Source organism: Nocardia sp. NPDC055029 (assembly GCF_053608525.1).
Map to the genome: position 1 here is coordinate 1 of NZ_JBSGVQ010000037.1, position 24,144 is coordinate 24,144.

General features: G+C 68.5%; 29 protein-coding genes. 9 read left to right on the plus strand and 20 right to left on the minus strand.

The genetic code is table 11. The annotated features are described in order from the left end of the window. Positions 1–22: 22 nt before the first annotated feature. Positions 23–640 (minus strand): hypothetical protein, encoded by a 618-nt coding sequence (locus tag ACWF9G_RS26530; RefSeq protein WP_452518585.1) that lies wholly within the window; start codon positions 638–640, stop codon positions 23–25. A gap of 160 nt (positions 641–800) precedes the next feature. Here ACWF9G_RS26530 and dapE point away from each other — a divergent pair, with 160 nt between their 5' ends. The 7 genes from dapE to ACWF9G_RS26565 all read left to right on the plus strand — a co-directional run bounded on the left by dapE (position 801) and on the right by ACWF9G_RS26565 (position 7,797). Further along, on the plus strand, positions 801–1,895 hold the full coding sequence (gene dapE / locus ACWF9G_RS26535) for a succinyl-diaminopimelate desuccinylase (RefSeq protein ID WP_379303944.1): 1,095 nt from the start codon (positions 801–803) through the stop codon (positions 1,893–1,895). Between the two features lie 36 nt (positions 1,896–1,931). Then, on the plus strand, positions 1,932–2,735 hold the full coding sequence (locus ACWF9G_RS26540) for an LOG family protein (protein WP_379078240.1): 804 nt from the start codon (positions 1,932–1,934) through the stop codon (positions 2,733–2,735). Continuing rightward, positions 2,732–3,286: an LOG family protein gene (locus ACWF9G_RS26545; RefSeq protein WP_379303941.1), complete on the plus strand. Its 555-nt coding sequence runs from the start codon at positions 2,732–2,734 to the stop codon at positions 3,284–3,286. Before ACWF9G_RS26540 ends, ACWF9G_RS26545 begins: the two co-directional genes overlap by 4 nt. A 12-nt stretch (positions 3,287–3,298) precedes the next feature. Beyond that, the gene (locus tag ACWF9G_RS26550) at positions 3,299–5,065 is read left to right on the plus strand and encodes a long-chain-acyl-CoA synthetase (protein WP_452518587.1); all 1,767 of its coding nucleotides are present in this window, start codon (positions 3,299–3,301) and stop codon (positions 5,063–5,065) included. 47 nt (positions 5,066–5,112) lie between these two features. After that, positions 5,113–6,072, plus strand: a complete 960-nt coding sequence (folP, locus tag ACWF9G_RS26555) for a dihydropteroate synthase (RefSeq protein ID WP_452518679.1) — start codon at positions 5,113–5,115, stop codon at positions 6,070–6,072. Continuing rightward, positions 6,069–7,007, plus strand: a complete 939-nt coding sequence (locus ACWF9G_RS26560; protein ID WP_452518588.1) for a glucosyl-3-phosphoglycerate synthase — start codon at positions 6,069–6,071, stop codon at positions 7,005–7,007. The genes folP and ACWF9G_RS26560 overlap by 4 nt, the downstream gene beginning before the upstream one ends. A gap of 124 nt (positions 7,008–7,131) precedes the next feature. Next, positions 7,132–7,797, plus strand: coding sequence for a hypothetical protein (locus tag ACWF9G_RS26565; RefSeq protein WP_452518589.1), 666 nt, complete (start codon positions 7,132–7,134; stop codon positions 7,795–7,797). Here ACWF9G_RS26565 and ACWF9G_RS26570 read toward each other — a convergent pair. The 9 genes from ACWF9G_RS26570 to sigE form a co-directional block, all read right to left on the minus strand. Further along, entirely contained in the window at positions 7,769–8,215 is a 447-nt protein-coding gene (locus ACWF9G_RS26570) for a DUF6640 family protein (protein ID WP_452518591.1), read from the minus strand. The two genes, ACWF9G_RS26565 and ACWF9G_RS26570, sit on opposite strands and share 29 nt — an antisense overlap. Before the next feature lies 1 nt (position 8,216). Continuing rightward, positions 8,217–8,810, minus strand: coding sequence for a TetR/AcrR family transcriptional regulator (locus tag ACWF9G_RS26575; RefSeq protein WP_452518592.1), 594 nt, complete (start codon positions 8,808–8,810; stop codon positions 8,217–8,219). Between the two features lie 91 nt (positions 8,811–8,901). After that, the gene (locus ACWF9G_RS26580) at positions 8,902–9,978 is read right to left on the minus strand and encodes an XdhC family protein (protein ID WP_452518593.1); all 1,077 of its coding nucleotides are present in this window, start codon (positions 9,976–9,978) and stop codon (positions 8,902–8,904) included. Positions 9,979–10,062: 84 nt separating this feature from the next. Continuing rightward, the gene (locus tag ACWF9G_RS26585) at positions 10,063–10,635 is read right to left on the minus strand and encodes a hypothetical protein (protein WP_452518595.1); all 573 of its coding nucleotides are present in this window, start codon (positions 10,633–10,635) and stop codon (positions 10,063–10,065) included. 116 nt (positions 10,636–10,751) lie between these two features. Further along, complete coding sequence (locus ACWF9G_RS26590) at positions 10,752–11,609, minus strand: hypothetical protein (RefSeq protein ID WP_379303926.1); 858 nt, start codon at positions 11,607–11,609, stop codon at positions 10,752–10,754. 182 nt (positions 11,610–11,791) lie between these two features. Continuing rightward, on the minus strand, positions 11,792–12,205 hold the full coding sequence (gene tatB, locus ACWF9G_RS26595; RefSeq protein WP_379303924.1) for a Sec-independent protein translocase protein TatB: 414 nt from the start codon (positions 12,203–12,205) through the stop codon (positions 11,792–11,794). Positions 12,206–12,238: 33 nt separating this feature from the next. Next, a complete protein-coding gene (locus tag ACWF9G_RS26600) occupies positions 12,239–13,774 on the minus strand; it encodes a S1C family serine protease (protein ID WP_379303922.1) in 1,536 nt (511 codons plus the stop codon). 10 nt (positions 13,775–13,784) lie between these two features. Further along, positions 13,785–14,159, minus strand: coding sequence for a zf-HC2 domain-containing protein (locus ACWF9G_RS26605; RefSeq protein WP_452518597.1), 375 nt, complete (start codon positions 14,157–14,159; stop codon positions 13,785–13,787). 59 nt (positions 14,160–14,218) lie between these two features. Beyond that, on the minus strand, positions 14,219–14,884 hold the full coding sequence (sigE, locus tag ACWF9G_RS26610) for an RNA polymerase sigma factor SigE (protein ID WP_379303918.1): 666 nt from the start codon (positions 14,882–14,884) through the stop codon (positions 14,219–14,221). Positions 14,885–15,258: 374 nt separating this feature from the next. On the opposite strand from sigE, the gene ACWF9G_RS26615 reads away from it, so the two are divergent. Further along, positions 15,259–15,891 carry an O-methyltransferase gene (locus tag ACWF9G_RS26615; protein WP_379303916.1) on the plus strand — a complete coding sequence of 211 codons (633 nt, stop codon included), beginning with the start codon at positions 15,259–15,261 and terminating at the stop codon, positions 15,889–15,891. On the opposite strand, the gene glgC is transcribed toward ACWF9G_RS26615, so the two are convergent. Further along, on the minus strand, positions 15,888–17,105 hold the full coding sequence (gene glgC, locus ACWF9G_RS26620; protein WP_379303914.1) for a glucose-1-phosphate adenylyltransferase: 1,218 nt from the start codon (positions 17,103–17,105) through the stop codon (positions 15,888–15,890). The genes ACWF9G_RS26615 and glgC overlap by 4 nt on opposite strands. Before the next feature lie 109 nt (positions 17,106–17,214). Here glgC and glgA point away from each other — a divergent pair, with 109 nt between their 5' ends. Then, positions 17,215–18,381: a glycogen synthase gene (gene glgA / locus ACWF9G_RS26625; RefSeq protein ID WP_452518680.1), complete on the plus strand. Its 1,167-nt coding sequence runs from the start codon at positions 17,215–17,217 to the stop codon at positions 18,379–18,381. 192 nt (positions 18,382–18,573) lie between these two features. Here the strand turns inward: glgA and ACWF9G_RS26630 are convergent, their stop codons facing one another. The 9 genes from ACWF9G_RS26630 to ACWF9G_RS26670 form a co-directional block, all read right to left on the minus strand. Beyond that, entirely contained in the window at positions 18,574–19,506 is a 933-nt protein-coding gene (locus tag ACWF9G_RS26630; RefSeq protein ID WP_452518599.1) for a putative RNA methyltransferase, read from the minus strand. Between the two features lie 14 nt (positions 19,507–19,520). Then, positions 19,521–19,688 (minus strand): DUF3117 domain-containing protein, encoded by a 168-nt coding sequence (locus tag ACWF9G_RS26635; protein WP_011211259.1) that lies wholly within the window; start codon positions 19,686–19,688, stop codon positions 19,521–19,523. 80 nt (positions 19,689–19,768) lie between these two features. Further along, the gene (locus ACWF9G_RS26640; protein ID WP_379303910.1) at positions 19,769–20,401 is read right to left on the minus strand and encodes a DNA-3-methyladenine glycosylase I; all 633 of its coding nucleotides are present in this window, start codon (positions 20,399–20,401) and stop codon (positions 19,769–19,771) included. Beyond that, entirely contained in the window at positions 20,398–20,718 is a 321-nt protein-coding gene (locus ACWF9G_RS26645) for a DivIVA domain-containing protein (RefSeq protein WP_452518601.1), read from the minus strand. The genes ACWF9G_RS26640 and ACWF9G_RS26645 overlap by 4 nt, the downstream gene beginning before the upstream one ends. A 37-nt stretch (positions 20,719–20,755) precedes the next feature. Beyond that, positions 20,756–21,892 carry an Mrp/NBP35 family ATP-binding protein gene (locus ACWF9G_RS26650; RefSeq protein ID WP_379303906.1) on the minus strand — a complete coding sequence of 379 codons (1,137 nt, stop codon included), beginning with the start codon at positions 21,890–21,892 and terminating at the stop codon, positions 20,756–20,758. Between the two features lie 58 nt (positions 21,893–21,950). Beyond that, positions 21,951–22,214, minus strand: coding sequence for a hypothetical protein (locus ACWF9G_RS26655; RefSeq protein WP_452518603.1), 264 nt, complete (start codon positions 22,212–22,214; stop codon positions 21,951–21,953). Between the two features lie 329 nt (positions 22,215–22,543). Further along, the gene (locus tag ACWF9G_RS26660; protein ID WP_452518604.1) at positions 22,544–23,032 is read right to left on the minus strand and encodes a hypothetical protein; all 489 of its coding nucleotides are present in this window, start codon (positions 23,030–23,032) and stop codon (positions 22,544–22,546) included. After that, on the minus strand, positions 23,033–23,758 hold the full coding sequence (locus ACWF9G_RS26665) for a WXG100 family type VII secretion target (protein WP_452518605.1): 726 nt from the start codon (positions 23,756–23,758) through the stop codon (positions 23,033–23,035). Next, positions 23,755–24,087: a type VII secretion target gene (locus ACWF9G_RS26670; RefSeq protein WP_452518606.1), complete on the minus strand. Its 333-nt coding sequence runs from the start codon at positions 24,085–24,087 to the stop codon at positions 23,755–23,757. The genes ACWF9G_RS26665 and ACWF9G_RS26670 overlap by 4 nt, the downstream gene beginning before the upstream one ends. Between the last annotated feature and the right edge of the window lie 57 nt (positions 24,088–24,144).

The window sequence follows — 24,144 nt, forward strand, 5'->3', positions numbered from 1 at the left end:
CGCGTGGTGTTCTCGCCTCGGATCAGGGCTGGCCGGTGGCGAACGCGATGACGGAGTCCAGGAATTCCTGGCCACCCATCACGTAACCGCCGATCAGCATCCCGGCCGGGATGCTGATCAGCCACAGGAACGGGACGAACGCGCCGATGATGCCGCCGATGACGATGCCGGGCAGGTTCTTGTTGACCTGCTCCATCAGCCGGTCGTAGGAACTGATGTCCTTCAGACCCGCGACGTTGCCCAGCTTCGCGGTGTCCTCCTGCGTCATCGACGCGGCCAGCTTGACGGTGCGGCCGTCCTCGCTGATCTGCGGCGTGACCGCGATCGGCAGCCCGGCGACCTCGGAGCGCAGCGGCGCCTGGTCGACGGTCACGCCGTCCTCGGTGCGCAGCTGCACCGCGGAGCCGTCGGCGGCGAGCACGAACCGGCCGCTGTCGACCGCCCAGGTGATGGTCTTGTCGGCGGGCGACACCGCGGTGGTGTAGTTGATGCCGTGGGTAACCCCAGAAGTCGCGCCCCCCGAAGCCACTACGGCAGGCTGCTCGGTCGCCACGGCGGGCTGACCATTGGCGGTGGCCGCGGTAATCCCCATCGCGGTGATCGCCAGGAATGCAGCGGTAGTGATCTTTCCGAACTTCATTTCGTGTGAATCCCTCCGTTTCCAGCCGCCCGGATAAAGGCAGCGCGAGAACGCTAGCGCGGCGGAATTCCATTGCCGTGCAAGGGGGTTCATCGTCAAACAATTGTAATATTTGCCCTTGGTTCGCTCAGCCGGTCGGTGTCCGTACTACTGTCGAGAGGTGACTTTCGATTTGCATGCCGACCCCATTCAGTTGACGGCCGCCCTGGTCGACGTCCCCAGCGTGTCGCTGGACGAGGCCAAGATCGCGGATCTGGTCGAGCAGGCATTACGGGAGCAGACCACCGGGTTCGAGGTGCTGCGGCACGGCAACGTGGTGCTGGCGCGGACCCACCGCGGGCTGCCGACGCGGGTGATTCTGGCCGGACATCTGGACACCGTGCCGATCGCCGACAACGTCCCGAGCCGCCCGGACACGGTGGCCGGGGAGCCGGTGCTGTTCGGTTGCGGCACCGTCGACATGAAGTCCGGCGACGCGGTGTTCCTGCACCTCGCGGCCACCATCGCCGAGCCGGCGCACGACCTGACGCTGATCTTCTACGACGCCGAGGAGATCGCCGCCGAACACAACGGGCTCGGCCGTATCGAACGGGAATTGCCGGAATGGCTCGACGGTGACCTGGCGATCCTCGGCGAACCCTCCGGCGGCTGGATCGAGGCCGGTTGCCAGGGCACGCTGCGGGTGCGGCTGAGCACCTCGGGCGTGCGCGCGCATTCGGCAAGGGCCTGGCTCGGCGTCAACGCGATCCACGGGCTCGCGCCGGTGCTGGCCCGGTTGTCGGCCTACGAGGCGCGCGAGGTCGACATCGACGGCTGTGTGTACCGCGAGGGCCTGTCGGCCGTGCGTGTCTCCGGCGGGGTCGCGGGCAATGTGGTGCCCGATGCCGCCGAGGTGGACGTGAACTTCCGCTTCGCCCCCGATCGCACGGTCGAGCAGGCCATCGCCCATGTGCGCGAGGTGTTCGACGGACTCGATATCGACTTCGTGGTCACCGACTCCTCGCCCGGCGCGCTGCCCGGCCTCACCGCGCCCGCCGCGCGCACCCTCATCGACTCGGTCAATGCCCACGGTGGCGGCGGCGTCCGCGCCAAGTACGGCTGGACCGATGTCTCGCGCTTCGCCGCCCGCGGCATCCCGGCCGTCAACTTCGGCCCCGGCGACCCCAATCTGGCCCACAAGCGCGACGAACACGTCCCGCTGAGCCAGATCACCGCTGTCACCGCGATGCTGCGCACCTACCTGTCAGCCCACTGACGACTGCCGTCGACGCGGACCCAGTAGCGTGGGGGTATGTCTACCGATTCCGCTGACCAGGCCGGGAAGGTCAAACCCACGGCGAAGTTCCGTGGGCCGGTGATGTTCCGGCGGGACCGCAAACCCGGCGTGCGGACCGCGGACCGGAACCTGCTCGACACCCGGCAGGACAGCGACTGGGTACACACCGATCCGTGGCGGGTGCTGCGGATCCAGGCCGAATTCGTCGAGGGCTTCGGCGCGCTCGCCGAGGTTCCGCCCGCGGTCACCGTGTTCGGTTCGGCGCGCACGCCGAGCACCGATCCCGAGTACGCGGCGGGCAGGGCCATCGGCGCCGCGCTCACCAAGGCCGGTTTCGCGGTGATCACCGGTGGCGGACCGGGTGCGATGGAAGCCGCCAACCGCGGGTCGTCGGAGGCGGGCGGCTACTCGATCGGGCTCGGTATCGAGTTGCCGTTCGAGCAGGGTCTCAACGACTGGGTCGATCTGGGCATCAACTTCCGGTACTTCTTCGTGCGCAAGACGATGTTCGTGAAGTACTCGCAGGCCTTCGTCTGCCTGCCCGGCGGCTTCGGCACCCTCGACGAACTGTTCGAGGCGCTGACCCTGGTGCAGACCCGCAAGATCACCCGGTTCCCGATCATCCTGTTCGGCACCGCCTACTGGTCGGGCCTGGTCGACTGGCTGCGCGATTCGCTGGCCGGCTCGGGGAAGATCTCCCCCGAAGACCTGGACCTGATCCAGCTCACCGACAGCGTCGACGAGGTCGTGCGCATCATCCAGGGCGAGACCGGCAACCACGCGAACATCGAGCGTCTCGGCACCGAGGACAAGTGGTGAGCGCGCCCTACTCCGTCTGCGTGTACTGCTCGGCCAGCACCACCGATCCCGATCTGATCAGCCTGGCCGCGCGCGTCGGCACCGAGATCGCCCGGCGCGGTTGGCAACTGGTCTCCGGCGGCGGTCACGTGTCGATGATGGGCGCGGTCGCCACCGCGGCGCGCGCCGGTGGTGCGCACACCGTCGGGGTGATCCCGAAACATCTGGTGCACTCCGAAGTCGCCGATGTCGACGCGGGCGAACTGCTCGTCACCGACACCATGCGTCAGCGTAAACAGCTGATGGAGGCCCGATCCGACGCGTTTCTCACGCTGCCGGGTGGGATCGGCACGCTCGAGGAGTTCTTCGAGACGTGGACCGGCGGCTACCTCGGCGAGCATGCCAAACCCGTTGTCGTGCTGGACGCGAACGGCTTCTACAGCGGGCTGTTCCGCTGGATCGATGAACTGTACGAACGCAGAATGGTGACATCACTGGCGCGCGACCGCCTCACCGTGGCCGCCGACCTGCCCGCCGCATTCGCTGCGCTGAAACCGGCTGTGGCCGGCTAGGAGAGATTCGACGTGAGCAACGACGCCCGCTCGACCGTGACCGTATTCGACCTGGCCAAGGCGCTGCCCGGGATGGCGCTCGACGCGCCGGGCATGCTGCGCAACGCGCGCGGAATGCTGGTGGGGCCCAAGGCCAAAGCCTCCATCGGCCTGTATTTCCAGCGGGTCGCCCACCGCAGGCCCGACCGCGTGTTCCTGCGTTTCGAGGGCCGCTCCTACACCTATCGCGCCGCCAACAGCGAGGTGAACCGGTACGCGGCAGTGCTTTCCGCGCGCGGTGTGCGGCGCGGTGACGTGGTCGGCGTGCTGATGACCAACCGGCCGGAGACCCTGTTCACGGTGCTCGCCGTGCTCAAGCTCGGCGGCAGCGCCGGCCTGCTCAACTACAACCAGCGTGACCAGGTGCTCGCGCACAGCATCGGCCTGCTCGACGGCGTGCTCACCGTGGTCGGCGAGGAATGCGCCGAGGCGCTGGACTCGCTGCCGGAGCCAGCCGCGAACGTGCTCGCCGCCGAGGAACTGGCCGAATCCGCCCGCACCGCACCCGATGCCGACCCGGCGGTGTGTACCGAGGTCACCGCGGGCGAGCGGGCGTTCCTGATCTTCACCTCCGGCACCACCGGCCTGCCCAAGGCCAGCGTGATGACCCACTACCGCTGGACCAAGAGCATGGCCGGGCTCGGCGGGCTCGGCGTGCGGCTGCGCGCGGACGACGGTCTGTACTGCTGCCTGCCGCTGTACCACAACAACGCGCTCACGGTCGCGCTGTCGGCGGTGCTGGCGGGCGAGGCGACCTACGTGCTCAGCCGCAAGTTCTCGGCGTCGGGATTCTGGGACGAGATCGCCCGCGAGCGCGCGACCGCGTTCATCTACATCGGCGAACTGTGCCGGTACCTGCTCAACCAGCCGGTGCGGCCCGCCGAGAAGAACAACCGGGTGCGCCTCGCCGTCGGCAACGGTCTGCGGCCGGAACTGTGGGACGAGTTCCGCAGGCGGTTCGGGATCGGCCGGGTGGTCGAGTTCTACGGGTCGAGCGAGGCGCCGCTGGCGTTCGTCAACGCCTTCGGCCTCGACCGGACCGCGGGACTGTGCCCGCTGCCGTACGCGGTCGTGGAATACGACGACGAGACCGGCAGGGCTCGCCGCGGCAGCGACGGGAAACTGCGCCGCGTGCGCTCGGGCGGGGTCGGTCTGCTGCTGGCGAAGGTGAACGACCGCCAGCCCTTCGACGGCTACACCGACAAGCGGGCCTCCGAATCCAAGCTGGTCCGCGACGGCTTCAAGAAGGGCGATTGCTGGTTCGACACCGGCGACCTCGTCCGCGATCAGCACTTCTGGCACATCGCCTTCGTCGACCGGCTCGGTGACACCTTCCGCTGGAAGGGCGAGAACGTGGCGACCACGGAGGTCGAGGGCGCCTTCGACCACGACGAGAGCATCGCCCAGGCCGTCGTCTATGGCGTCGACATCCCCGGCACCGACGGCAAGGCGGGCATGGCCGCGGTCACCCTGCATCCCGGTGCGGAGTTCGACGGAAAGGCGCTGGCGGCGACGGTCTACCAGCGACTGCCGATGTACGCGATCCCGCTGTTCGTGCGGGTGGTGGCGGAGCTGGAGCAGACCTCGACGTTCAAGAGCCGCAAGGTGGAGTTGCGTAAGCAGGGCTATGCCGTGGACGGGGACAGTCAGCTGTACGTGCTGTCGGGTCCGGCTACCGGGTATGTGCCTGCCTACGACGGGTACGCGGCCGACGTCGCGGCCGGTCAAGCGCCGCGGTAGCCCGGAACGCCCCGCGACAGCAAGGTAACGTCTGATTTCGCATGAACATGGGTAACTCGTCGGGCACGCCCGAACCGCGACCACACGTACAACCGCCTGCCCGGAGCACCAGCAGTAGCGGCGCTGAGTTGTCGGCAAAAGTCGCGGGGAGGCGGCTCTGTGGGCGGCCGGTGGCGACGGATCGTGCCCTGGTCATGGCGATCGTGAATCGCACCCCCGACTCCTTCTACGACCGGGGCGCGACGTTCAGCGACGAGGCCGCCATGGAACGGGTGGCGCGCGCGGTCGACGAAGGCGCCGATCTGGTCGATATCGGTGGCGTGAAAGCGGGCCCCGGCGTCACGGTCGACGCCGTCGAGGAAACGCGGCGGGTGGTCCCGTTCGTCGCGGCGATCCGGGCGAAGTATCCCGACCTGTTGATCAGTGTGGATACCTGGCGCAGCGATGTCGCGCGGGCGGCTGTCGGTGTCGGCGCCGACCTCGTCAACGACACCTGGGCCGGCGCCGACCCCGATCTGGTGCACGTGGCCGCCGAGACGGGCGCGGGCATCGTCTGCAGCCACACCGGCGGCGCGGTGCCGCGTACGCGCCCGCATCGGGTCCGCTATGCCGATGTGGTGGCCGAGGTGACGGCGACCGTTGTCGCCGCGGCGGAAAACGCGGCGGCCGCTGGTGTGCGCCGGGACGGCATCGTGATCGATCCCACCCATGATTTCGGGAAAAACACCTATCACGGGCTCGAGTTGTTGCGCGGAATCGACGGTCTTGTAAATACCGGATGGCCAGTCTTGATGGCACTGAGCAACAAGGATTTTATCGGGGAGACTTTAGGTGTCGGTCTGACCGAGAGGGTCGAGGGCACATTGGCGGCGACCGCATGGTCGGCCGCCGCGGGCGCTCGAATCTTCCGGGTTCACGAAGTCGCCGAAACCAGGCGAGTCGTGGACATGATCGCCGCGATCCAGGGCATCCGGCCCCCCGCACGAACTCTGCGAGGTCTGGCATGAAAATCCAACACCGCGAGCCCGCCTGGGCCATCACCCACACCTGGGACACCCCTGATTGGACGGTCGGCGAGCTCGTCGCCGCCAAGGCAGGCCGCACCGTCTCGGTGGTGCTGCCCGCGCTGAACGAGGAAGACACCGTCGCCGAGGTGGTGGCCAGTATCCGGCCGCTGCTCGGCACGCTCGTCGACGAACTGATCGTGCTCGACTCCGGCTCCACCGACGCCACCGCCGCCCGTGCCCGCGCGGCGGGCGCCGAGGTGTTCTCCCGCGAGGAAGCGGTTCCCGAACTCGAGCCGGTCCCCGGCAAGGGTGAGGCGCTGTGGCGCTCGCTGGCCTGCACGACGGGCGATCTCATCGCCTTCGTCGACTCCGACCTGATCGACCCCGACCCGGCCTTCGTGCCCAATCTGCTCGGCCCCCTGCTGACCACGCCTGGCACCCACCTGTCCAAGGCCTACTATCGCCGCCCGCTGCGCCAGGGCGAGTCCGTCGACGCCAACGGCGGCGGCCGCGTCACCGAACTCGTCGCCCGTCCCCTCCTCGCGGCCCTTCGCCCCGAACTCTCCCAGGTCCTGCAGCCCCTCGGCGGCGAATACGCGGGCACCCGCGAACTCCTCACCGCCGTCCCCTTCGCCCCCGGCTACGGCGTCGAGATCGGCCTGCTCCTCGACACCTACGACCAGCTGGGCATGGATGCCATCACCCAGGTCAACCTCGGCGTGCGCACTCACCGCAACCGCCCACTCGCCGACCTCGGCGTCATGAGCCGCCAGATCCTCGGCACCGCCCTCGGCCGCAGCGGCGTCACCGACTCCGGCGCCGCCCTCACCCAATTCCCCCTGATCGGCGGCGAATTCATCGCCCACTCCACCGAGGTCTCCCTCGAAGATCGCCCCCCGATGAAAACCCTTCGCCCGGAACAAGTCGCGGCGTAATCCACCGCACCGGGCGCCTCGTCACCTCGACGAGGCGCCCTTCTGCTGCCCAGGTTGCGGGCGCCTTCGCCGATCCGTACTGTTTGCCGGTTCTGGCGAATGAGACTGCGGGAGAAGAAGATCGGTGTCGGACGGATTTCAGTACGACGGTGTCCGGTGCAGGCACTGCGGTGCGTCACCCGCGATCGATGTAGACCTCGCGGGCCATTGGGGTCTGCTGCTGTTTCGGGTGGAAACCACCGAGGTGGGCCCGTTCTGCCGCGATTGCGGCTTGGCGACGTATCGCAGTATCACGATCGGTAGCGCCTGGTTCGGATGGTGGGGTATCCAATCGCTGTTCTACAACCTGGCCGGATTCGTCGTCAACGCGATGAACCGCCGCCGCATCGCCGCACTGCCCGCCCCTGAAACCTACTGGGGCCACACCCCGATGGACCCGGGCAAGCCCCTGTTCCGCCGCCCGGGCGCCCTCGGCTTCGCCCTGCCTTTCGTCGTCGCGTTCGGCGTGGTCGCCCTCTTCTACCTCCGCGACCAGATCGCCATCGACGAATCGATGCAACGGGTGACATCCGGGCAATGCGTAGGCCGAGTGCAGGTCGGCTGGTTCGGCAACGAGGTCCGCCTGCAGAAGGTCGCGTGCGCCGACTCCGCGGCAATGGGGCGGGTATTGCGAAAGGTGGTCGGTTCCCCGGACAAGCCGACCGGACCGCAGGACTGCGCGGGAATCCCGACAACCCTGTTCACCCACACCGAGCACGGATTCACCCTGTGCGTCGGTCCACGGAATTGACGCGGTTCTCGCGGGCGACGAGTGATGCGGCGGTGGCCAGGACGGCCAGGAGGATCGCGGCCAAGAGGACCTGGGGGTGGAGGCCGAGGAGGGAGGGGTTGTCGAATTCGGGGTCCTGGATGGCGGTGCCGGGGAACGCGAAGGCGGCAAGCAGGCCAAGCCACGGGGTGGCGAGGATGGCGCAGGAGGTTCGGATCCGGGACGGGGTGGCGCCGCCGGGGCGCACCAGCAGGAGCAGGGCCAGGGCGCCGAGCAGGATGGACATGACGATGTATTGGGCGTCGTGGAATTTCGCGTGTGGCGGCCAGGCGTCGTTGCGCAGGTGCTGGTCGGCGCCGCCCGGAATGACGAAATCGGCCAGTAGTGCGCCGAAGACGGTGACGACGGCGACCAGGATGGCGAGCAGGCGTGCGGTCATGTCACGAAGGTCCTTGCTGGTATGGGGTTTTCGTGGGGTGGCAGCGCAGGAAGTCGTCGACGACCGCGTGCACGTAGTCGAGGTCGAAGGTGCGGTGGGCGACGAGCCGGCGAAAGAACAGGGGGCCGTGCAGCTGATCGACGGCCAGGTCGACATCGAGATCGGCGGACAGGTCGCCGCGGGTGACGGCATCGGCCAGGATCGAGCGCACCACCCGGGTTCCCGAGCGGTACAGCGCCTCCTTGACCTCCGCGAATTTCGGGTCGACAGCGGCTCGTTCGATCAGCACGCGCATCGCCTGCTCGCTGGCCGGCTGGTGGAGCATCGCGCGGGTGCCCGTCAGTTCTGTCAGGAGATCGGCGCGCAGATCACCGGTCGGCGGTGACTGCGCGAGGGCGATGTGCCAGGTGATGGTGGCGCGCACCAGATCGGCCGGTTCCGGCCAGAGGCGATACAGCGTGGCCCGGCTGATCCCGCTGCGCATCGCGACAGCGCCGTGCGTCAGACCGGCCAGACCCTGCTCTACCAACAACTCCCTGGCCGAGGCGAGCGCGGCATCGCGACTACGCACGGTTCGGGGATCGGGTGGGCGCATGGAACCTTCTTGCGAGACAAAATGTTTCATAACTATGAAACAAACTGTATCGAAGTGCGGTCGATGTGTACAGAGATCCCGGCGGTTCGAGCTAGGAGCGGTGGTGGATCGGGCCGTCGAGCGCGGTCAGCGGCAGTGCGGTGGCGCCGGTTCGGTCGGCGAGGATTTGCGCGAGGATGGAGATCGCGGTCTCTTCGGGGGTGTGGGCGGCGAGGTCGAGGCCGAGGGGGCTTCGGATGCGGGAGATTTCGGTGTCGGTCAGGCCGAGTTCGCGCAGGCGCTGGGTGCGGTCGGCGTGGGATCGGCGGGAGCCGAGGGCGCCCAGGAAGGCGATGGCGGGGAGGTCGAGGGCCGTTGTCAGCGTCGGGATGTCGAATTTGGGGTCGTGGGTGAGGACGCAGATGACGGTGCGGGTGTCGATGCGGCCTGCTTCGTTCTCCGCGGTGAGGTAGCGGTGGGGCCAGTCGACGACTACCTCGTCGGCGGCGGGGAAACGGGCCGGGGTGGTGAAGGTTTCGCGGGCGTCGACGACGGTGACGTGGTAGCCGAGTTGGGTGGCTGCCACCGTGAGGGCGCGGGTGTAGTCGTCGGCGCCTGCCAGGATCATGCGGGCGGGGGCGCGGAAGACCTGGACGAAGGTGCGCGGGCGGGTCGCGGCGGCGGGGGTGCAGTCCTGGGCGCCGATGAGGCCGCTGTGGCCTGCGGTGAGGAGTGCGGCGGCATCCTGGTCGAGGTCGCGCCATGATTCGATCCCACCGGGGTGCAGGAGTTTTCGATCGGGGGTTGATTCGAGCGTGGTGGCGTAGGCGACGGGCTGGTGCGCGGTGAGGGCGGTGTGCAGGTCGCGCAGCAGGGGGAGGTCGGTGTGGTCGAGGCGTTCGACGAAGACTTCGATCTCGCCGCCGCAGGGGAGGCCGACGGTGAATTCTTCGTCGGCGGCGAAGCGTTCGGTGCTCGCGTGGCCGTCGAGCAGGACTTGGCCCGCCGTGGTGACGACCGCCGATTCGACGCAGCCGCCGGACAGCGAACCGATGACTCGCCCGTCCGTGGTGATCGCCATCGCCGCGCCGGTATCCCGGGGGCCCGCACCGGTGCGGTCGACGATTCTGGCCAGCGCCACCGGCTCGTCGGGAAGCAGGTCGAGCACCTGCCCGAGCAGATCACGCATCGCGCACCGGCCTTCCCGCGGCCACCGTCCACGGGTCGTGACCGTCGTGACCAGCCTAGCTACGGTGCGGCGTCCGCGCGCGGATCAGTCGAGGATCTCGCGGTGCTGCAGCCAGCCCGGCACGATCCCGTCGTGGAAGAAACCGCGGAAGATCTCGGCGGCGCGCTCGGCGGTGAACACCTCTTCGGGATAGACGTAGGTGTCGTCGTCACCGTGCGGCACGTACACGGTGGGCAGGCCGAGCCTGGTGCCGGGGAAGCCGAGGGTGTAGCGGCGGGTGACGTGGTCGACCGTCATGCGTAGCTGCAGGGTCATCGCGTCGGCCGAACCCGTGCACCGCAGGGCGAGATCGCCGCGCGCCGCGCTCACCGTCGCGGTGACCTCGGTGGCGGGCATCGGCTCGGGGAGCGCGGTCAGATCGAGCGCGAAGCGCTGATGACCGTCCATCCGGCGCAACGGGCGTAGAAAGCTGTCCACGTCCTCGTTGGGGCCGATGAAGACCTTCAACCGGTCACTGTAGGTGACGCGATGGGTGGCGACGATGACCTCGGCAGCAGCCGGCTCGGCATCGAACGGGGGGACGGGCCGTGGATCCGGCGTGCCTGCCGCGCGGACGGGCAGAACCCGGCATGCGCTGGCCTCGGGAGACGAGAACATGTGACGCTCACCTACTCACACTCGGTTACTCGCTAGCAATCTAACCATCGCGGACAGTTTGTGAACCATAACAGTAGCGTGATGGAGATCACAAAGCATGGCGAGTTTAGATCTAACTATGGACGAACCCGGGTCGTAGCCAACCTCGGGTCGGTTTCATGCCGATAAACCGGGGTGAGTAGGTCGGCGTCGACAGGCTCGCCGGTGGTGCGGTCGTACCGGACCGCGATGAGGACCGAGAACAAATGCGTGCTCGCACGCTCGTGCAGGGTGGCCAGCCGGGTCGCCAGCAATCGGATCGCGCCCAGCGAGCCGGGCGGATGCAGGCCATCGATCAGCATGATGCTGCCGCGCCGGTCGGGGCGGGGCAGCCGGGCCAGGTAGGCGATGTCGTGCGGTTCGGTGCCGCCGGGGCGGTACACGCGGCGCGCTGCCCGGTCCTCGATGCCGCGGCGGGTGTCGCCCGCCCGGGTGACGGTCCGGCGCAGCCGTGGATCGGCGACGACCAGCTGACGCAGGCTGGGGGACAGCTCGGGGCCGCCGAGGATCACCAGGCCGTCGCGATTGAGGTCGATCGGCCTGCCGGGCAGGAAGGTCTCCACGTTCGCCACGAAGCCGAGCTGGCGCAGCAGCTCGGCCAGGCGCGCGGCGGCCGCGGGGTCGGGTGCGCCGAGTAGCCTGCCCGCGCGGACCTCGGGAGCGAGCACGGTCAGCGAGCCGTGCCCGAAGAACAGGCCCTCGGGGACCGGTCCCTGTGTGCTCACCTGGTGGATGCGCGCACGGGATAGTCCAGCCGCGGCGCCGATCCGGGCGAACGTCCAGCCCTCGGCATGGAGTTCGCGGATCACGGCGCGCCTGATCCTGGTGAGTTCGTTGATGGTCTGCTGGGCAGCCGCCACCCCGTCGGTGGCTGCTTTGAGTCTCTCGACCTTGTCCTCGATCGCGAAGACTCGTGCCACGTCATCGGCCGACATGTGCGAAGTCTAGACAGCTCGACAGCGTTCCGTGTCTATATCGGTTGACATCGAACTGTATTGCAGCACAACGGTAATCATGTTCGTCTGGTGGCAATCACAATATTTCGAGGTAGCCGGGGATGTGCGGAGGCTCTGCGACCCCGTGGCAAATGCCGACCGTGCGGTGTGTTCTGCCCGTTTTACGTGGCGTCGAAGTCGATCGGGGGACGCTCGTTGCGGTCCAGCGGCTTCGACAGCGAGGGCGAAGCGCCGGGCATCCCGCTACTCGCGCCGAACAGTTGCTGTGGGTCGGGCACCGCGCTCTCCAGATCGCGCAGCACCGAATCGTCACCACCCAGCAGATGCTTGGTGACCGCCGCCCGCGGGCTCATCCCGCGCAGTTCGTTCAGCTCGGCCAGCGGCTTGCGCAACTCGTCGAACTCCGGCCCGAGCTCCTGCTTCAACTGGGTGGTGGCGCCACTGGCGTAGTCGCGCACCTGGCGCAGGGAACGCGTGGTCCAGCGGACCGCGCCGGGCAGGCGCTCCGGGCCGAGGATCACGAGGGCGGCGACGAGCAGGATCATCATCTCGCTCCACCCGATGTTGCTGAACACGATTTCAGGTTACCTGGCGCGCGTCGGCCCAGCTCAGTCGGATTCGAGGGTGACGGGCACGTCCACCTGCCTGCCATCGCGGATCAACTGCACGTTCACCGTCTCGCCGATCTTGTGCGACTGCACGGCGACGACCAGCTCGTCCGGGCCGGTGACCTCACGGTCGCCGATCTTGACGATCACGTCGCCCTCGACGATGCCCGCCTTCGCGGCCGGGCTGCCCGGGGCCACGTCGGCGACGGCGGCGCCGCTCATCACCTCGTTGGCGACGGTCTTGGTGCGCGCGCTCAGGCCGATCACCGGGTGGTGCATCTGCCCGTCGCGGATCAGGGTCTGGGTGACGGCGGTCATCACGTCGACCGGGATGGCGAAGCCGAGGCCGACCGAGCCGCCGGTCTCGCTGCGGATCGCGGTGTTGATGCCGATCACCCGGCCCTCCATGTCGACCAGCGCGCCACCGGAGTTACCCGGGTTGATCGCGGCGTCGGTCTGCACGGCGTCGATCACGGCATTGGTGTCGCTGCCCTCGCCCGCCAGCTTCACGGGGCGGTGCTGGGCGCTGACGATGCCGGAGGTGACGGTCTTGCTCAGGCCGAGCGGGGAGCCGACCGCCAGCACGTCGTCGCCGACCTGCACTTCGGCGGACTTGCCGAGGGTGGCCACGGTCAGGTTCTTGGCCTCGACCTTGAGCACGGCGAGGTCGGTCTTGGGGTCGCGGCCGACGATCTGGGCGGGCACCCTGGTGCCGTCGGAGAACTGCACCTGGATGGCGGCCCGATCGGACTTGTCGGTCGCGGCCATCGAGATCACGTGGTTGTTGGTGACGACGTAGCCCGCGCCGTCGATCACGACGCCGGAACCGGTCGCGCCGTTGTCGCCGACGGTGACCCGGATCGAGACCACCGACGGCAGAACGGCATTGGCGACGGCGGCGATCCGGCTGTGCGGCTCCTCGATGCCCGCGCTCTGGTCGAGGGTGACCTTGCGTGAGGTCAGCGTCGAGGCGGTCTCGGCGCTGATCCGCCCGACCAGCCCGCCGACGACGGCGATGCCGAGCGCGAGCGCGGCCAGCAGGGCCAGCGCCTTGGGCGCGACGCGGGAGCCGAACAGCACCTCGCGGGCGGTCAGCTTGGGGGCGACGGGCAGACGTTCGGGTTCGGGCGTCTCGACGGCGGGCGCGCCGAGGCGCGCGCCGGCGGCCGGATCACGCCACGGGTCGACCGGACCGGCGATGCCAGGTCGCGGTTCGCCGGAGCCGGGTTCGCGCTGCAGCAGCTCGTCGGAGCCTTCGGGCCGGGCGAAGGCCTCGGCCAGCACGCCGTCCGGCGGCCGCTGGGTGACCAGCTGATCGGCGTCGGGGGTCGTGGCCTGCTGCTGCGGGTCGTGCGGTGCGAACGAGCCGTTCTGGCCGTTCGGGCGGCGGAAAGCACGCGCGGTATGGCTGTCGATGTGCGGACGGTACACCGGGCGCGGGCCGAGGTTCGGCGCGTCCGACGGCCGCAGGTTCCCCCGGTCGGCCGCCGAATCCGCGTGTTCGGTCGATCCGGAATTCGTCGATTCGCCTGTCACGTCCGAGACTCTACTTGCGACGCCAGGTTGTCCACCGGGTCGCGGTGAAGGAATCGGTGATGAATCCGAGAATCGCCTCGTTCCGGCGCGGCGGTTCGGGCGTGGTCCCGGGCAGTTCGGCCAGCGGGATGCGGGTCAGGCTGTCGTGCAGGCTGCGCGGCACGGCGACCTCGGCGGCCCGGCGCAGCGCGATGCGCGCCTGCTGCTGGGCATCGACCTCGGCCGCGCATTCCGGGCAGACCGAAAGATGCTGGGCGGCGCGCAGATACGCGTTCATGCGCAGTTCGCCGTCGACATAGGCCGCGATCGCCTCGCTGGCCAGGTGCTCGGTGGGCTGAAAGCGCGGGGTTCGACCACGACCTGAGGTACTTGGGTCCACGCTCATGCGGAGTTCATCCTTCCGACCGACATCAACCGAGTGGCCCGGTGATACCGAGAACGGCATCACCTTGCGTAGGCGTCAGCGGAGTACCGCTGCTCAGTTCCATTATGCGCAAGGTAGTCGCGCAGTGCCTGCCGCCCGCGATGGATCCGGCTGCGCACGGTACCCAGCTTCACGCCGAGCGTCGCGCCGATCTCCTCGTAGGACAGGCCCTCGATGTCACACAGGACCACCGCGGCACGGAACTCCGGCGCCAGTGAATCCAGCGCTTTCTGCAGGTCGGGGTCAAGGCGTGCGTCGTGGTAGGACTCCTCCGGGGTCGGGCCTTCGGCGGGGACCCGGTCGTAGTCCTCGGGCAGCGCTTCCATGCGGATGCGGTTGCGGCGACGGACCATGTCGAGGAAGAGGTTGGTGGTGATGCGGTGCAGCCAGCCCTCGAAGGTGCCGGGCTGGTAGTTCTGCAGCGAGCGGAACACCCGGATGAAGGTCTCCTGGGTGAGGTCGTCGGCATCCTGGGCATCGCCGGAGAGGCGGTAGGCCAGCCGGTATACCCGGTCGGCGTGTTCGCGGACCAGTTCGTCCCACGACGGCATGACGGTGCGGTCACCGGTGGCGTCGAAGGCCGCGGTACCGGTGAGTTCGGCTTCGAATTCCGCATCGTCGGCGGCAGTGAGATCGGTCGTGAGAGTCTGGTCGGGCAGTGTGGCGTGACGCGCCGTGTCTACCATCGGGATGGGACACCTCCTACTCGGGACCGCTGGCACGAAACCTCGCCGGTCCGGGTCGACGAACCTTGCTATCGGAATCAACCAGCAACTGTGTGAGGTTGTTCCCGCGTCTCGTGCCCGCCGCGATCGGCTGGCCTTGCGTAGGGCAACTATTTCCTGCCCCGATATGGGGCAGATGTGGAGATCCTGAGTGTGTCCTGAGAATCCTCGCCCGTGCTGACCCTAGCTCCGCCGGCAAGGGGAAACCAGCAGTTCCAGGCCTTTCGTGACCTTTCCGCAAACTTCTGGCAATTGTGTGATGTGTGCGCGACACATCGTCGAACCGGCGTATTCGCTGAGCACACAGACCCCTTCGGTGGCCTAGCCTCTTAGCTGTGGCATCGAACGTGGAGCGGAACCTGGCCTATGTGGAGGAGTCCGTCGTCGAGGACGACGTCCTCCTGGATGCGCGCGAGCGGGCCACCGAGCTGGGCGCCGTGCCGGTGCCCGCTTCCGTCGGCGCCGTGCTGAGCATGTACGCGCAGATGCTGGGCGCCCGCGCGGTCGTCGAGGTGGGCACCGGAGCCGGGATCAGCGGGTTGTGGCTGCTCGACGGCATGCGCGAGGACGGCACGCTCACCACGATCGACTCCGAGCCCGAGCATCAGCGCGCGGCCAAGGAGGCCTTCCGCACCGCCGAGATCCCGCCCGCGCGCACCCGGCTCATCAACGGCCGCGCGCTCGACGTGCTACCCCGGCTCGCCGACGGCGCCTACGACCTCGTCTTCGTCGACGCGGCCCCGATGGAGCACCCGCTCTACGTCGAACAGGGTGTCCGGCTGCTGCGCGAGGGCGGCGCGTTCATCCTGCACAACGCACTGCTCGGCGGTCGCGTCCCCGATCAGAGCCAGCGCGATCCGGCCACCCAGGCGGTGCGCGCGGCGACCAGGGCGATCGCGGAGAATCCCGAGCTCACCAGTGTGCTGATTCCGATCGGCGACGGGCTGCTCTGCGCCTCGCGGGGCTAACCGACCCAGATCCCCTTGCCGACGGTGACCACGCCACCGTTGCTGACGGCGAATCGTTCGCGGTCGCGGTCCAGGTCGACGCCGATGATCTCGCCCTCGGCGACCACCACGTTCTTGTCCAGGATGGCGTGGCGCACCACCGCGCCCTTGCCGATCCGGACACCGGGCATGAGCACGCTGCCCTCGACGGTGGCGCCGTCGTCGATCATCACGTTCGAGCTGAGCACCGAATTGCGGACGGTGGCCGCCGACAGGATCGAGCCGGCGCCGACGATCGACTCCTGGGCGAGGCCGCCGCGGGCGAACTTGGCTGGCGGCAGGTTCTCCGCGGCCCCACGGATCGGCCAGTGCTTGTTGTAGAGGTTGAACACCGGATGCACCGAGACCAGGTCCATGTGTGCCTCGTAGAAGGCGTCGATGGTGCCGACGTCGCGCCAGTAGCCGCGGTCGCGCTCGGTGGCGCCGGGCACGTCGTTGTCGGCGAAGTCGTAGACGGCGGCCTTGCCCGCCGCGACCAGCGCCGGGATGATGTCGCCGCCCATGTCGTGGTCGGAGTCGGAGTTCGCGGCGTCGGCGCGGATCGCGTCGACCAGCACGCGGGTGGTGAACACGTAGTTGCCCATCGACGCGAACGTCATGTTCGGATCGTCGGGCGTGCCGGGCGGGTGCGCGGGTTTCTCCAGGAACTGGGTGATCCGGCCCGACTCGTCGGAGTCGATGCAGCCGAACGCGCTCGCCTCGCTGCGCGGCACTCTGATGCCCGCGACGGTGACCCCCGCGCCGGAGGCGATGTGGCTGGCGACCATCTGCTCCGGGTCCATCCGGTACACGTGGTCGGCGCCGAAGACGACGATGTAGTCGGGATCCTCGTCGTAGATCAGGTTGAGCGACTGCATGATCGCGTCGGCGCTGCCGGTGTACCAGCGCGGGCCGAGCCGCTGCTGCGCGGGCACCGGGGTGATGTACTCGCCGGTGAAGCCGGACAGCCGCCAGGTCTGCGAGATGTGGCGGTCCAGCGAATGCGACTTGTACTGGGTGAGCACGCACAGGCGCAGATAGCCCGCGTTGACGAGATTGCTCAGCACGAAGTCGATGAGCCGGTACGCCCCACCGAAGGGAACCGCGGGTTTGGCCCGGTCGGCGGTGAGCGGAAATAGGCGCTTGCCCTCGCCACCGGCGAGCACGATCCCGAGTACGTGCGGCTGGCTCCTCACCCTGTCAAAGTACAGGCTGGGCGCCACCACGGTGGCCCATGTCGACCCGAGGGTCTAATTTGGACCAGTGAGTTTTGGCACCGACAGCGAGCAGGCGCCGGCGGGATCGGTGCGAGTCGCCATGCTGACCCGGGAGTATCCGCCGGAGGTGTATGGCGGGGCGGGTGTGCATGTCACCGAACTCACCGCCAGGCTGCGGGAGCTGTGTGAGGTGACGGTGCATTGCATGGGCGCGCCGCGCCATGGGGCTGTCGTTCATCGGCCCGATCCCGAGCTCTATGCCGCCAATGCCGCGCTGCAGATGATGTCGGCGCAGTTGCGGATGGCCGATGCGGTGGGCGCGGTCGAGGTGGTGCACTCGCACACCTGGTACGCGGGACTGGCTGGTCATCTCGCGGCGGCGCTCTACGGGATTCCGCATGTGCTCACCGCGCATTCGCTGGAACCGCGCAGGCCGTGGAAGGCCGAGCAGCTCGGTGGTGGATACCGGCTGTCGTCGTGGTCGGAACGCACTGCGATGGAGTACGCCGACGCTGTCATCGCGGTGAGCGAGGGGATGCGGCACGACGTGCTCGACGCCTACCCGGCGATCGACCCGGACCGGGTACACGTGGTGCACAACGGCATCGACGCGGGCATCTGGCATCCCGGTCCGCCCACGGGCGAGGAGATGCCGGTGCTGGAGCGGCTCGGGGTGCGCGCCGACCGGCCGATCGTGTCGTTCGTCGGCCGGATCACCCGGCAGAAGGGCGTCGGGCACCTGCTCGCCGCCGCCGCGGATTTCGACCCCGATATCCAGCTGGTGCTGTGCGCGGGCGCCGCCGACACCAGGGAACTCGAACTTGAGGTCGCGGCCGCCGTCGACGGGCTGCAACGCAAGCGCGGCAATGTGTTCTGGGTCAAGGAGATGCTGCCGACCGAGCAGGTCCGCCAGATCCTGGCCGCGTCAGCGGTCTTCGTCTGTCCCTCGGTCTACGAGCCGCTCGGCATCGTCAACCTGGAGGCGATGGCCTGTGCGACCGCGGTCGTGGCATCCGATGTCGGCGGTATCCCCGAGGTCGTCGACGACGGGGTCACCGGTCGGCTGGTGCACTACGACGCCACCGAAACGGAAGAGTACGAGCACGGACTGGCCACGGCGGTGAACGCGGTGGCAGGCGACCCGGCCCTGGCCGTCCGCTACGGCGAGGCGGGACGGGCGCGGGCCATTGCGGAGTTCGACTGGTCGCGCATCGCCGCGCAGACCCTCGAGGTGTACCGGAGCGTGCTGCGCTAGTCGGTGTGTCCAGTCCCGCGACAGACGAATTGGGGACCTTCCGCGTGTGAGGCGGACGCCGGGTGCTCGTGTCGAGTGGGAACTTGGCTTGCGCGGAATCCATGCCGAGGACTGCTGAGCGGCAACTAGTGCGGTTCCCGGAGGGTGTTCTCGCCCCAGGCGCGGCTGGACGATGTTGGTAAGTACGGCCGGTCAGGTCGAGACGTAGGCCGACACCGTCACCGACGCGGTGACCTCGGTGATGTCCGGCAGGCTCGCGATACGGGGGTCGTCTGCGGGGGTCCCGTGGAAGGCGGACGGGCCCATCGCGATGACGTTCGTGACGTCGGCGCGGGCGAGTTTCATGGGGAACTCGACGAGGGTGTGAGCGGTGCGAGTAAAGGAGCCCGACAGGGAATCGGCCAGGCGGCGCTCCTTGTCGGGGTCGACCCGGACCATGTCGAGTGAGCCGACCAGCTCGCTCAGATGGCGGGCGGTGGGGGTGACGACGACGAAGCGGCCGCCGGGGGCCAGGACCCGGGCGACTTCGGCCGGGTTGCGCGGGGCGAAGACCGAGAGGACGCCCGTGAGGGTGTCGTCGCGGATCGGGAGGCCGCGCCACGCGTCGGCGAGTACCGCGGCCATCCGCGGATGTGCGCGAGCGGCCCGGCGGGCGGCCGGTTTGGCCACATCCAAGGCGATGCCGGCCGACTCCGGCGCGGCATCCAACAAAGCTGCGAGGTAGTAGCCGGTGCCCGCGCCGACCTCGAGTACCGCGCTCTCGGCCGACGCGGTGTGAGCCGCGGCCGTGCCGCCGTGGGGCACCACGCTGCCGTCTGGAGTGGGGGGACCGGAGGTCCTGCCTACGCCGTCCGAGCTCATGATGTCCGTGGAGCCCGGGGTCGTGGCGCCGAAAACCTGGGTGATCGCCGCGGCGATGGGCGCGAAGTGCCCTGCGCCCTGGAAGGCGGCGCGGGCGTCGAGCATGGCGGCGGTGTCGCCGGTCATCTTCGTCGACGCGCCGGTGAGCAGCCCGACATAGCCCTGCCGGGCGATGTCGAAGCTGTGTCCGGTACCGCAGCGCAGCGCGCGTTCGCGCGGTTGCAGTTCGTCTCCGCACTCCGGGCAGGCCAGGAGTGCGGCCACCTCGGTGAGTGCGGTCAGCTGGTGACGCTCTTCAGTTCGTCACCGAGCGCCGCAGCCTCGTCCGGTGTGAGTTCGACGACCAGACGCCCGCCACCCTCGAGTGGAACCCGCATGACGATTCCACGACCTTCCTTGGTTGCCTCGAGGGGACCGTCCCCGGTACGGGGCTTCATGGCCGCCATCCTCTGCTCCCTCCAGATCTGCGCGGTCGAGTGCGCACCTGTTCTCTGGCTCGCCGGGTGTTCGGCGGGCCACACCGGTCCTATTCTTCCCTATTGCCGTCTCGGGCGGACACCTGAGTACGAAATGTGACTGCCGAGTCGGTTCCGTTCGGGGCCGCGCGCACCCAGCAAACCTCCAGGTGATCGTCCACCATCCCGGTCGCCTGCATGAGGGCATACGCCGTCGTCGGGCCCACGAAAGCGAAGCCCCGGCGCTTCAATTCCTTTGCCAGAGCAATGGATTCGGGTGTGGTGGCCGGCACGTCCGCGATCGCCGCCGGGCGCGGGCGTGGCGCGGGCGCGAAGGACCACAGCAGCTCGTCGAGGCTCACCGGCAGGTCCCGGGCAACCTTGGCATTGGCGATCACCGCGTCGATCTTGGCGCGGTTGCGGACGATGCCCGCGTCGGCCAGCAGCCGGGCACGGTCGTCGTCACCGAACTCGGCGACCTTCGCGATCTCGAAACCGGCGAACGCGGCCCGGAACGCCGGGCGCTTGCGCAGGACGGTGATCCAGGCCAGCCCGGACTGGAACGCCTCGAGACACAGCCGTTCGAACAGGGCGTCGTCGCCGTGCAGCGGCTTGCCCCACTCGGTGTCGTGATAGTCGCGGTAGAGCGGGGAGCCGATCGACCACGGGCAGCGGATGAGCCCGTCGTCGGCGAGCTCGGTCACGGTCGGTCCTGACCGGATGCGACCTGAGCCTGCCACTGGCGTACCTGTGCCAGCTCCAGCTCGAGTTCGTCGATGCGCTCGGCCAGCCTGCCCAGCGCCCAGTCGACCTCACCGGCCTTGTAGCCGCGCACGACCTGCTGGAACCGCAACGCGCGCACGTCGGCCCCCGTCACGCCCTGCGCGGGCAGCACCGTAGCCGTGGTGCCCTCGGGTAACGGACCGAGTTCCTCGGACCGCCCGAATACGGCGCTCGCCACCAGGAACAGCATGGCGGCGACCAACCCGACGATGAGCACGTAGAGCAGCAGCGTCAGCATACGAACAGCCTAGTTATCCCCACCGACAACTTTCGGCTCAGAGGTGGCGGGTGGTATCGATGCCCAGGGACATGCCCGCCAGGCCGCGCTTGCGGATGGCCAGCTTGTCGGCGACCTCGCGCAGGGCCTTGGCGGCCGGGTTGTCCGGGTCGGCGAGCACGATCGGAGTGCCCGCGTCGCCGCCCTCGCGCAGGGCCTGCTCGATCGGGATCTGGCCGAGCAGCGGCACCGTCGAGCCGACCGCGCGGGTCAGGCGATCCGCGACGACCTGGCCGCCGCCGGTGCCGTAGAGCTCCATGCGGGAGCCGTCGGGCAGATCGAGCCAGGACATGTTCTCCACCACGCCCGCGATCCGCTGCCGGGTCTGCAGGGCGATCGCGCCCGCGCGCTCGGCCACCTCGGCGGCGGCGATCTGCGGGGTGGTGACCACCAGGATCTCGGCGCTGGGGATCAGCTGGGCGATGGAGATGGCCACGTCGCCGGTGCCGGGCGGCAGGTCGAGCAGCAGCACGTCCAGGTCGCCCCAGAAGACGTCGGCGAGGAACTGCTGTAGCGCGCGGTGCAGCATCGGACCGCGCCACACCACGGGCGTGTTGCCCTGGGTGAACTGCGCGATCGAGATCATCTTCACGTCGTATGCCATCGGCGGCATGATCATCCGCTCGACCTGGGTCGGGCGGGCGTCGGTGCCGAGCATGCGCGGAATCGAGTGGCCGTAGATGTCGGCGTCGAGCACACCGACCGACAGGCCGCGCTGCGCCAGCGCGACGGCCAGGTTGGCGGTGACGCTGGACTTGCCGACACCACCCTTGCCGGAGGCGACGGCGTACACGCGGGTGAGCGAACCGGGCTGGGCGAACGGGATCACCGGCTCGGCCGAATCGCCACGCAGCGACTTGCGCAGCTCGGTGCGCTGTTCGTCGCTCATCACGTCGAGGTCGACGGTCACCGCACCGGCGCCTGGCACGTCGGCGACGGCCTTGGTGACGCGCTGGACGATCTCGGTCCGCAACGGGCAGCCGGAGGTGGTCAGATACACCTCGACGTGCACATCACCGCTGTCGGCGATGGCGATCGACTTGACCATGCCCAACTCGGTGATCGGCTTGCGGATCTCCGGATCGTCGACCTTCGCGAGCGCCGCCCGCACATCCGCTTCCGTCATCACTGGCATATGCCCGATTTTATGCTGCTGGTAATTCGAGCACGGTCGTGGGGCTGATAGGCGGTGCTCACGGCGTCTCGGCCCGGTTCCGCTCGACTGCCGCGGCGAAATCCGGGTGCGCGGAAACGATCAACTGGTCCGCGTCCTGGTTCATCCAGACGTCCGCGAAGAACCCGGATCGGCTCCACGCCAGCACCGCGACAAGGAGCGCGATCGGCATGCATCCGGGCACGACCGCGAATGCCAAGGGCAGATAGAACTGCTCGAGCCCGAGCAAGCGGGCAGTGATGATCGCAGCGATCGTCAGCGGTATCGCCAGCAGCGCCACCACGGCGATCCGCCGGAACCGCCGGACCTCGTGCAGACAGTATTCGCAGGCCGGACACTCGAACCTGACGCGTGCCTCGAGCGGAACTCGTTGCCCAGGCGCCATGGACCGCAGGAAGGCCCGCGCAGTCGGCAACTCCGAGAGGGGACCGCTGGAATTCACCGAACAGGCTCGCCTGTCAGCGGCAGGCAGGCCGTGCTCGCTACACACCTCGGGCATCGGCTCGGCCAGCACCAACTCTGTCGGCGCCGTTGCGAACATCGGCGTCAGGTCAGGGTTGATCTCGGTGTCGAAGATGACCTGCTGCCGGGACGTCCCGCTCGACGCTGGACTCACGTCAGCCACCCCCGCTGGTTTCGTTCGCGGAAATACCGGTCGTCCTCGTCCTCGTCATCCGGGGTGACGAGGCGCTCACGGTTGGGCTTGCGAGTCCCCGGAACGACGACGTTCGCGGCCGGTGCGGGTGTGGACGGGGGCGGCTGGTCCGCGACCGGCTTCGACCCGAACTCGTCCGCGACCGGCTGCGACCTGAGTCGCTGCAAGTCCGCTTCGCCCTGTTCTGCCAGCCGCTGCCGCTCCTCGTCCGACATCTCGGCGAACTGAGCCATGGCGGCAGGCATCGTCCGATCGAGAACCCGATTGAAGGCCTCGCTGTGCATCAGATCGCGGGCGCTGCCCCTCCCCTCGAGGATCCCGCGAAGCTGGTTCTTCAACTGCGGTTCTGTGGCGGTATCCATGAGCACCCGCAGCGCCCTGGACAGTTGACGGGAGACCCCGATGTCACCGCGGGCCAGATCATGAATCGGCTCAGGCGCGTTCACTCAGGCTCCCGGGTGGTCGTAGTTGGCGGTAGGCAGCACGGGCATTTCCGCCGACTCGACCACGGCGTACACGCCGAATCCGACACCGGCGATCCCCTCGAGCGCCGCATACCCCGTGTTGAACGTCTGGACCAACGTGTTCCACTCGTTGATGACCTTGAGCGTGGTCAGGGTGGCAGCCGCTACAAGTGCCGCCGTCGCGACGATTCCGACGCCGCTGAGCCCGGCGACTTTGACCGCGGCCCACTCGATCACCGCGATGGCACCCCAGTCCAGCACGGCCTGCAACGAGTTACTCATCGCGGTCGAGATGTGGTAGGCGGACGAGGCGAAGCGGTTGATCTCGTCGGCCATCTCTTGCAACGGGCCGACCTGGGCGGAGACGGCTGCCGTGAGCTTGGTGAAATAGTCCTGCGCGCTCGTCGCAGCGTTGCCATCCCACGTTGCGTCGACCGTGGTGGCGGCGGTTTTCACCGACTCGGAGAACGCCGAACTGTAGGCGGCGAGGTTCTCCACCGCCTTGCCTGCTTTCTGCAGGGCTTCCCAATCACCGGAGATCTTGGTGGTGACCCACTTCAGTGGGTCTGTTCCGAGGACGTTCTCGCACCACTTGCACGCCCAATACGTCGGCGAGATGGCATTGGAGGTGATGAGGAACTCGAACTTGTCGCTGAGCGGATCCTCGAGCGCAGGTTCGGTCAGGTGCTCGGCAGGGGCTGTCGTCACGGCTGACCGCCCGCGGGGTAGGTCCGGTCCAGCTCATCGGCCAGCGCCTTGTCGGTGGTGCGGTACACCTGCGCCACCTTGGTCAGCTCGGTCGCCGCGGCCTCGGCGAGTGTTCCCAGCGTGGCGTAGTTCGGTGCGAGTTTGCTGTGCGCCTCGCTGACGGCGCTGATACCCGTGCGGATCAGCCCGCCGTCGCCCCACACGGTGTTGTCCAGTACCAGCCACTTCTCCAGGTACGTCGCGACATTCGCGTTGGCTTCGGCGAGTGTCTGCAAACTCGCGGCGAACGTGTCCACCGCGGCTGGATCAACCTTGAAAGTCTCCGACATCGAGCCCCCTGTCCCGGCGGCGAAGCTGACGCCGCGCGAATGTCAGAGCACTTTCAC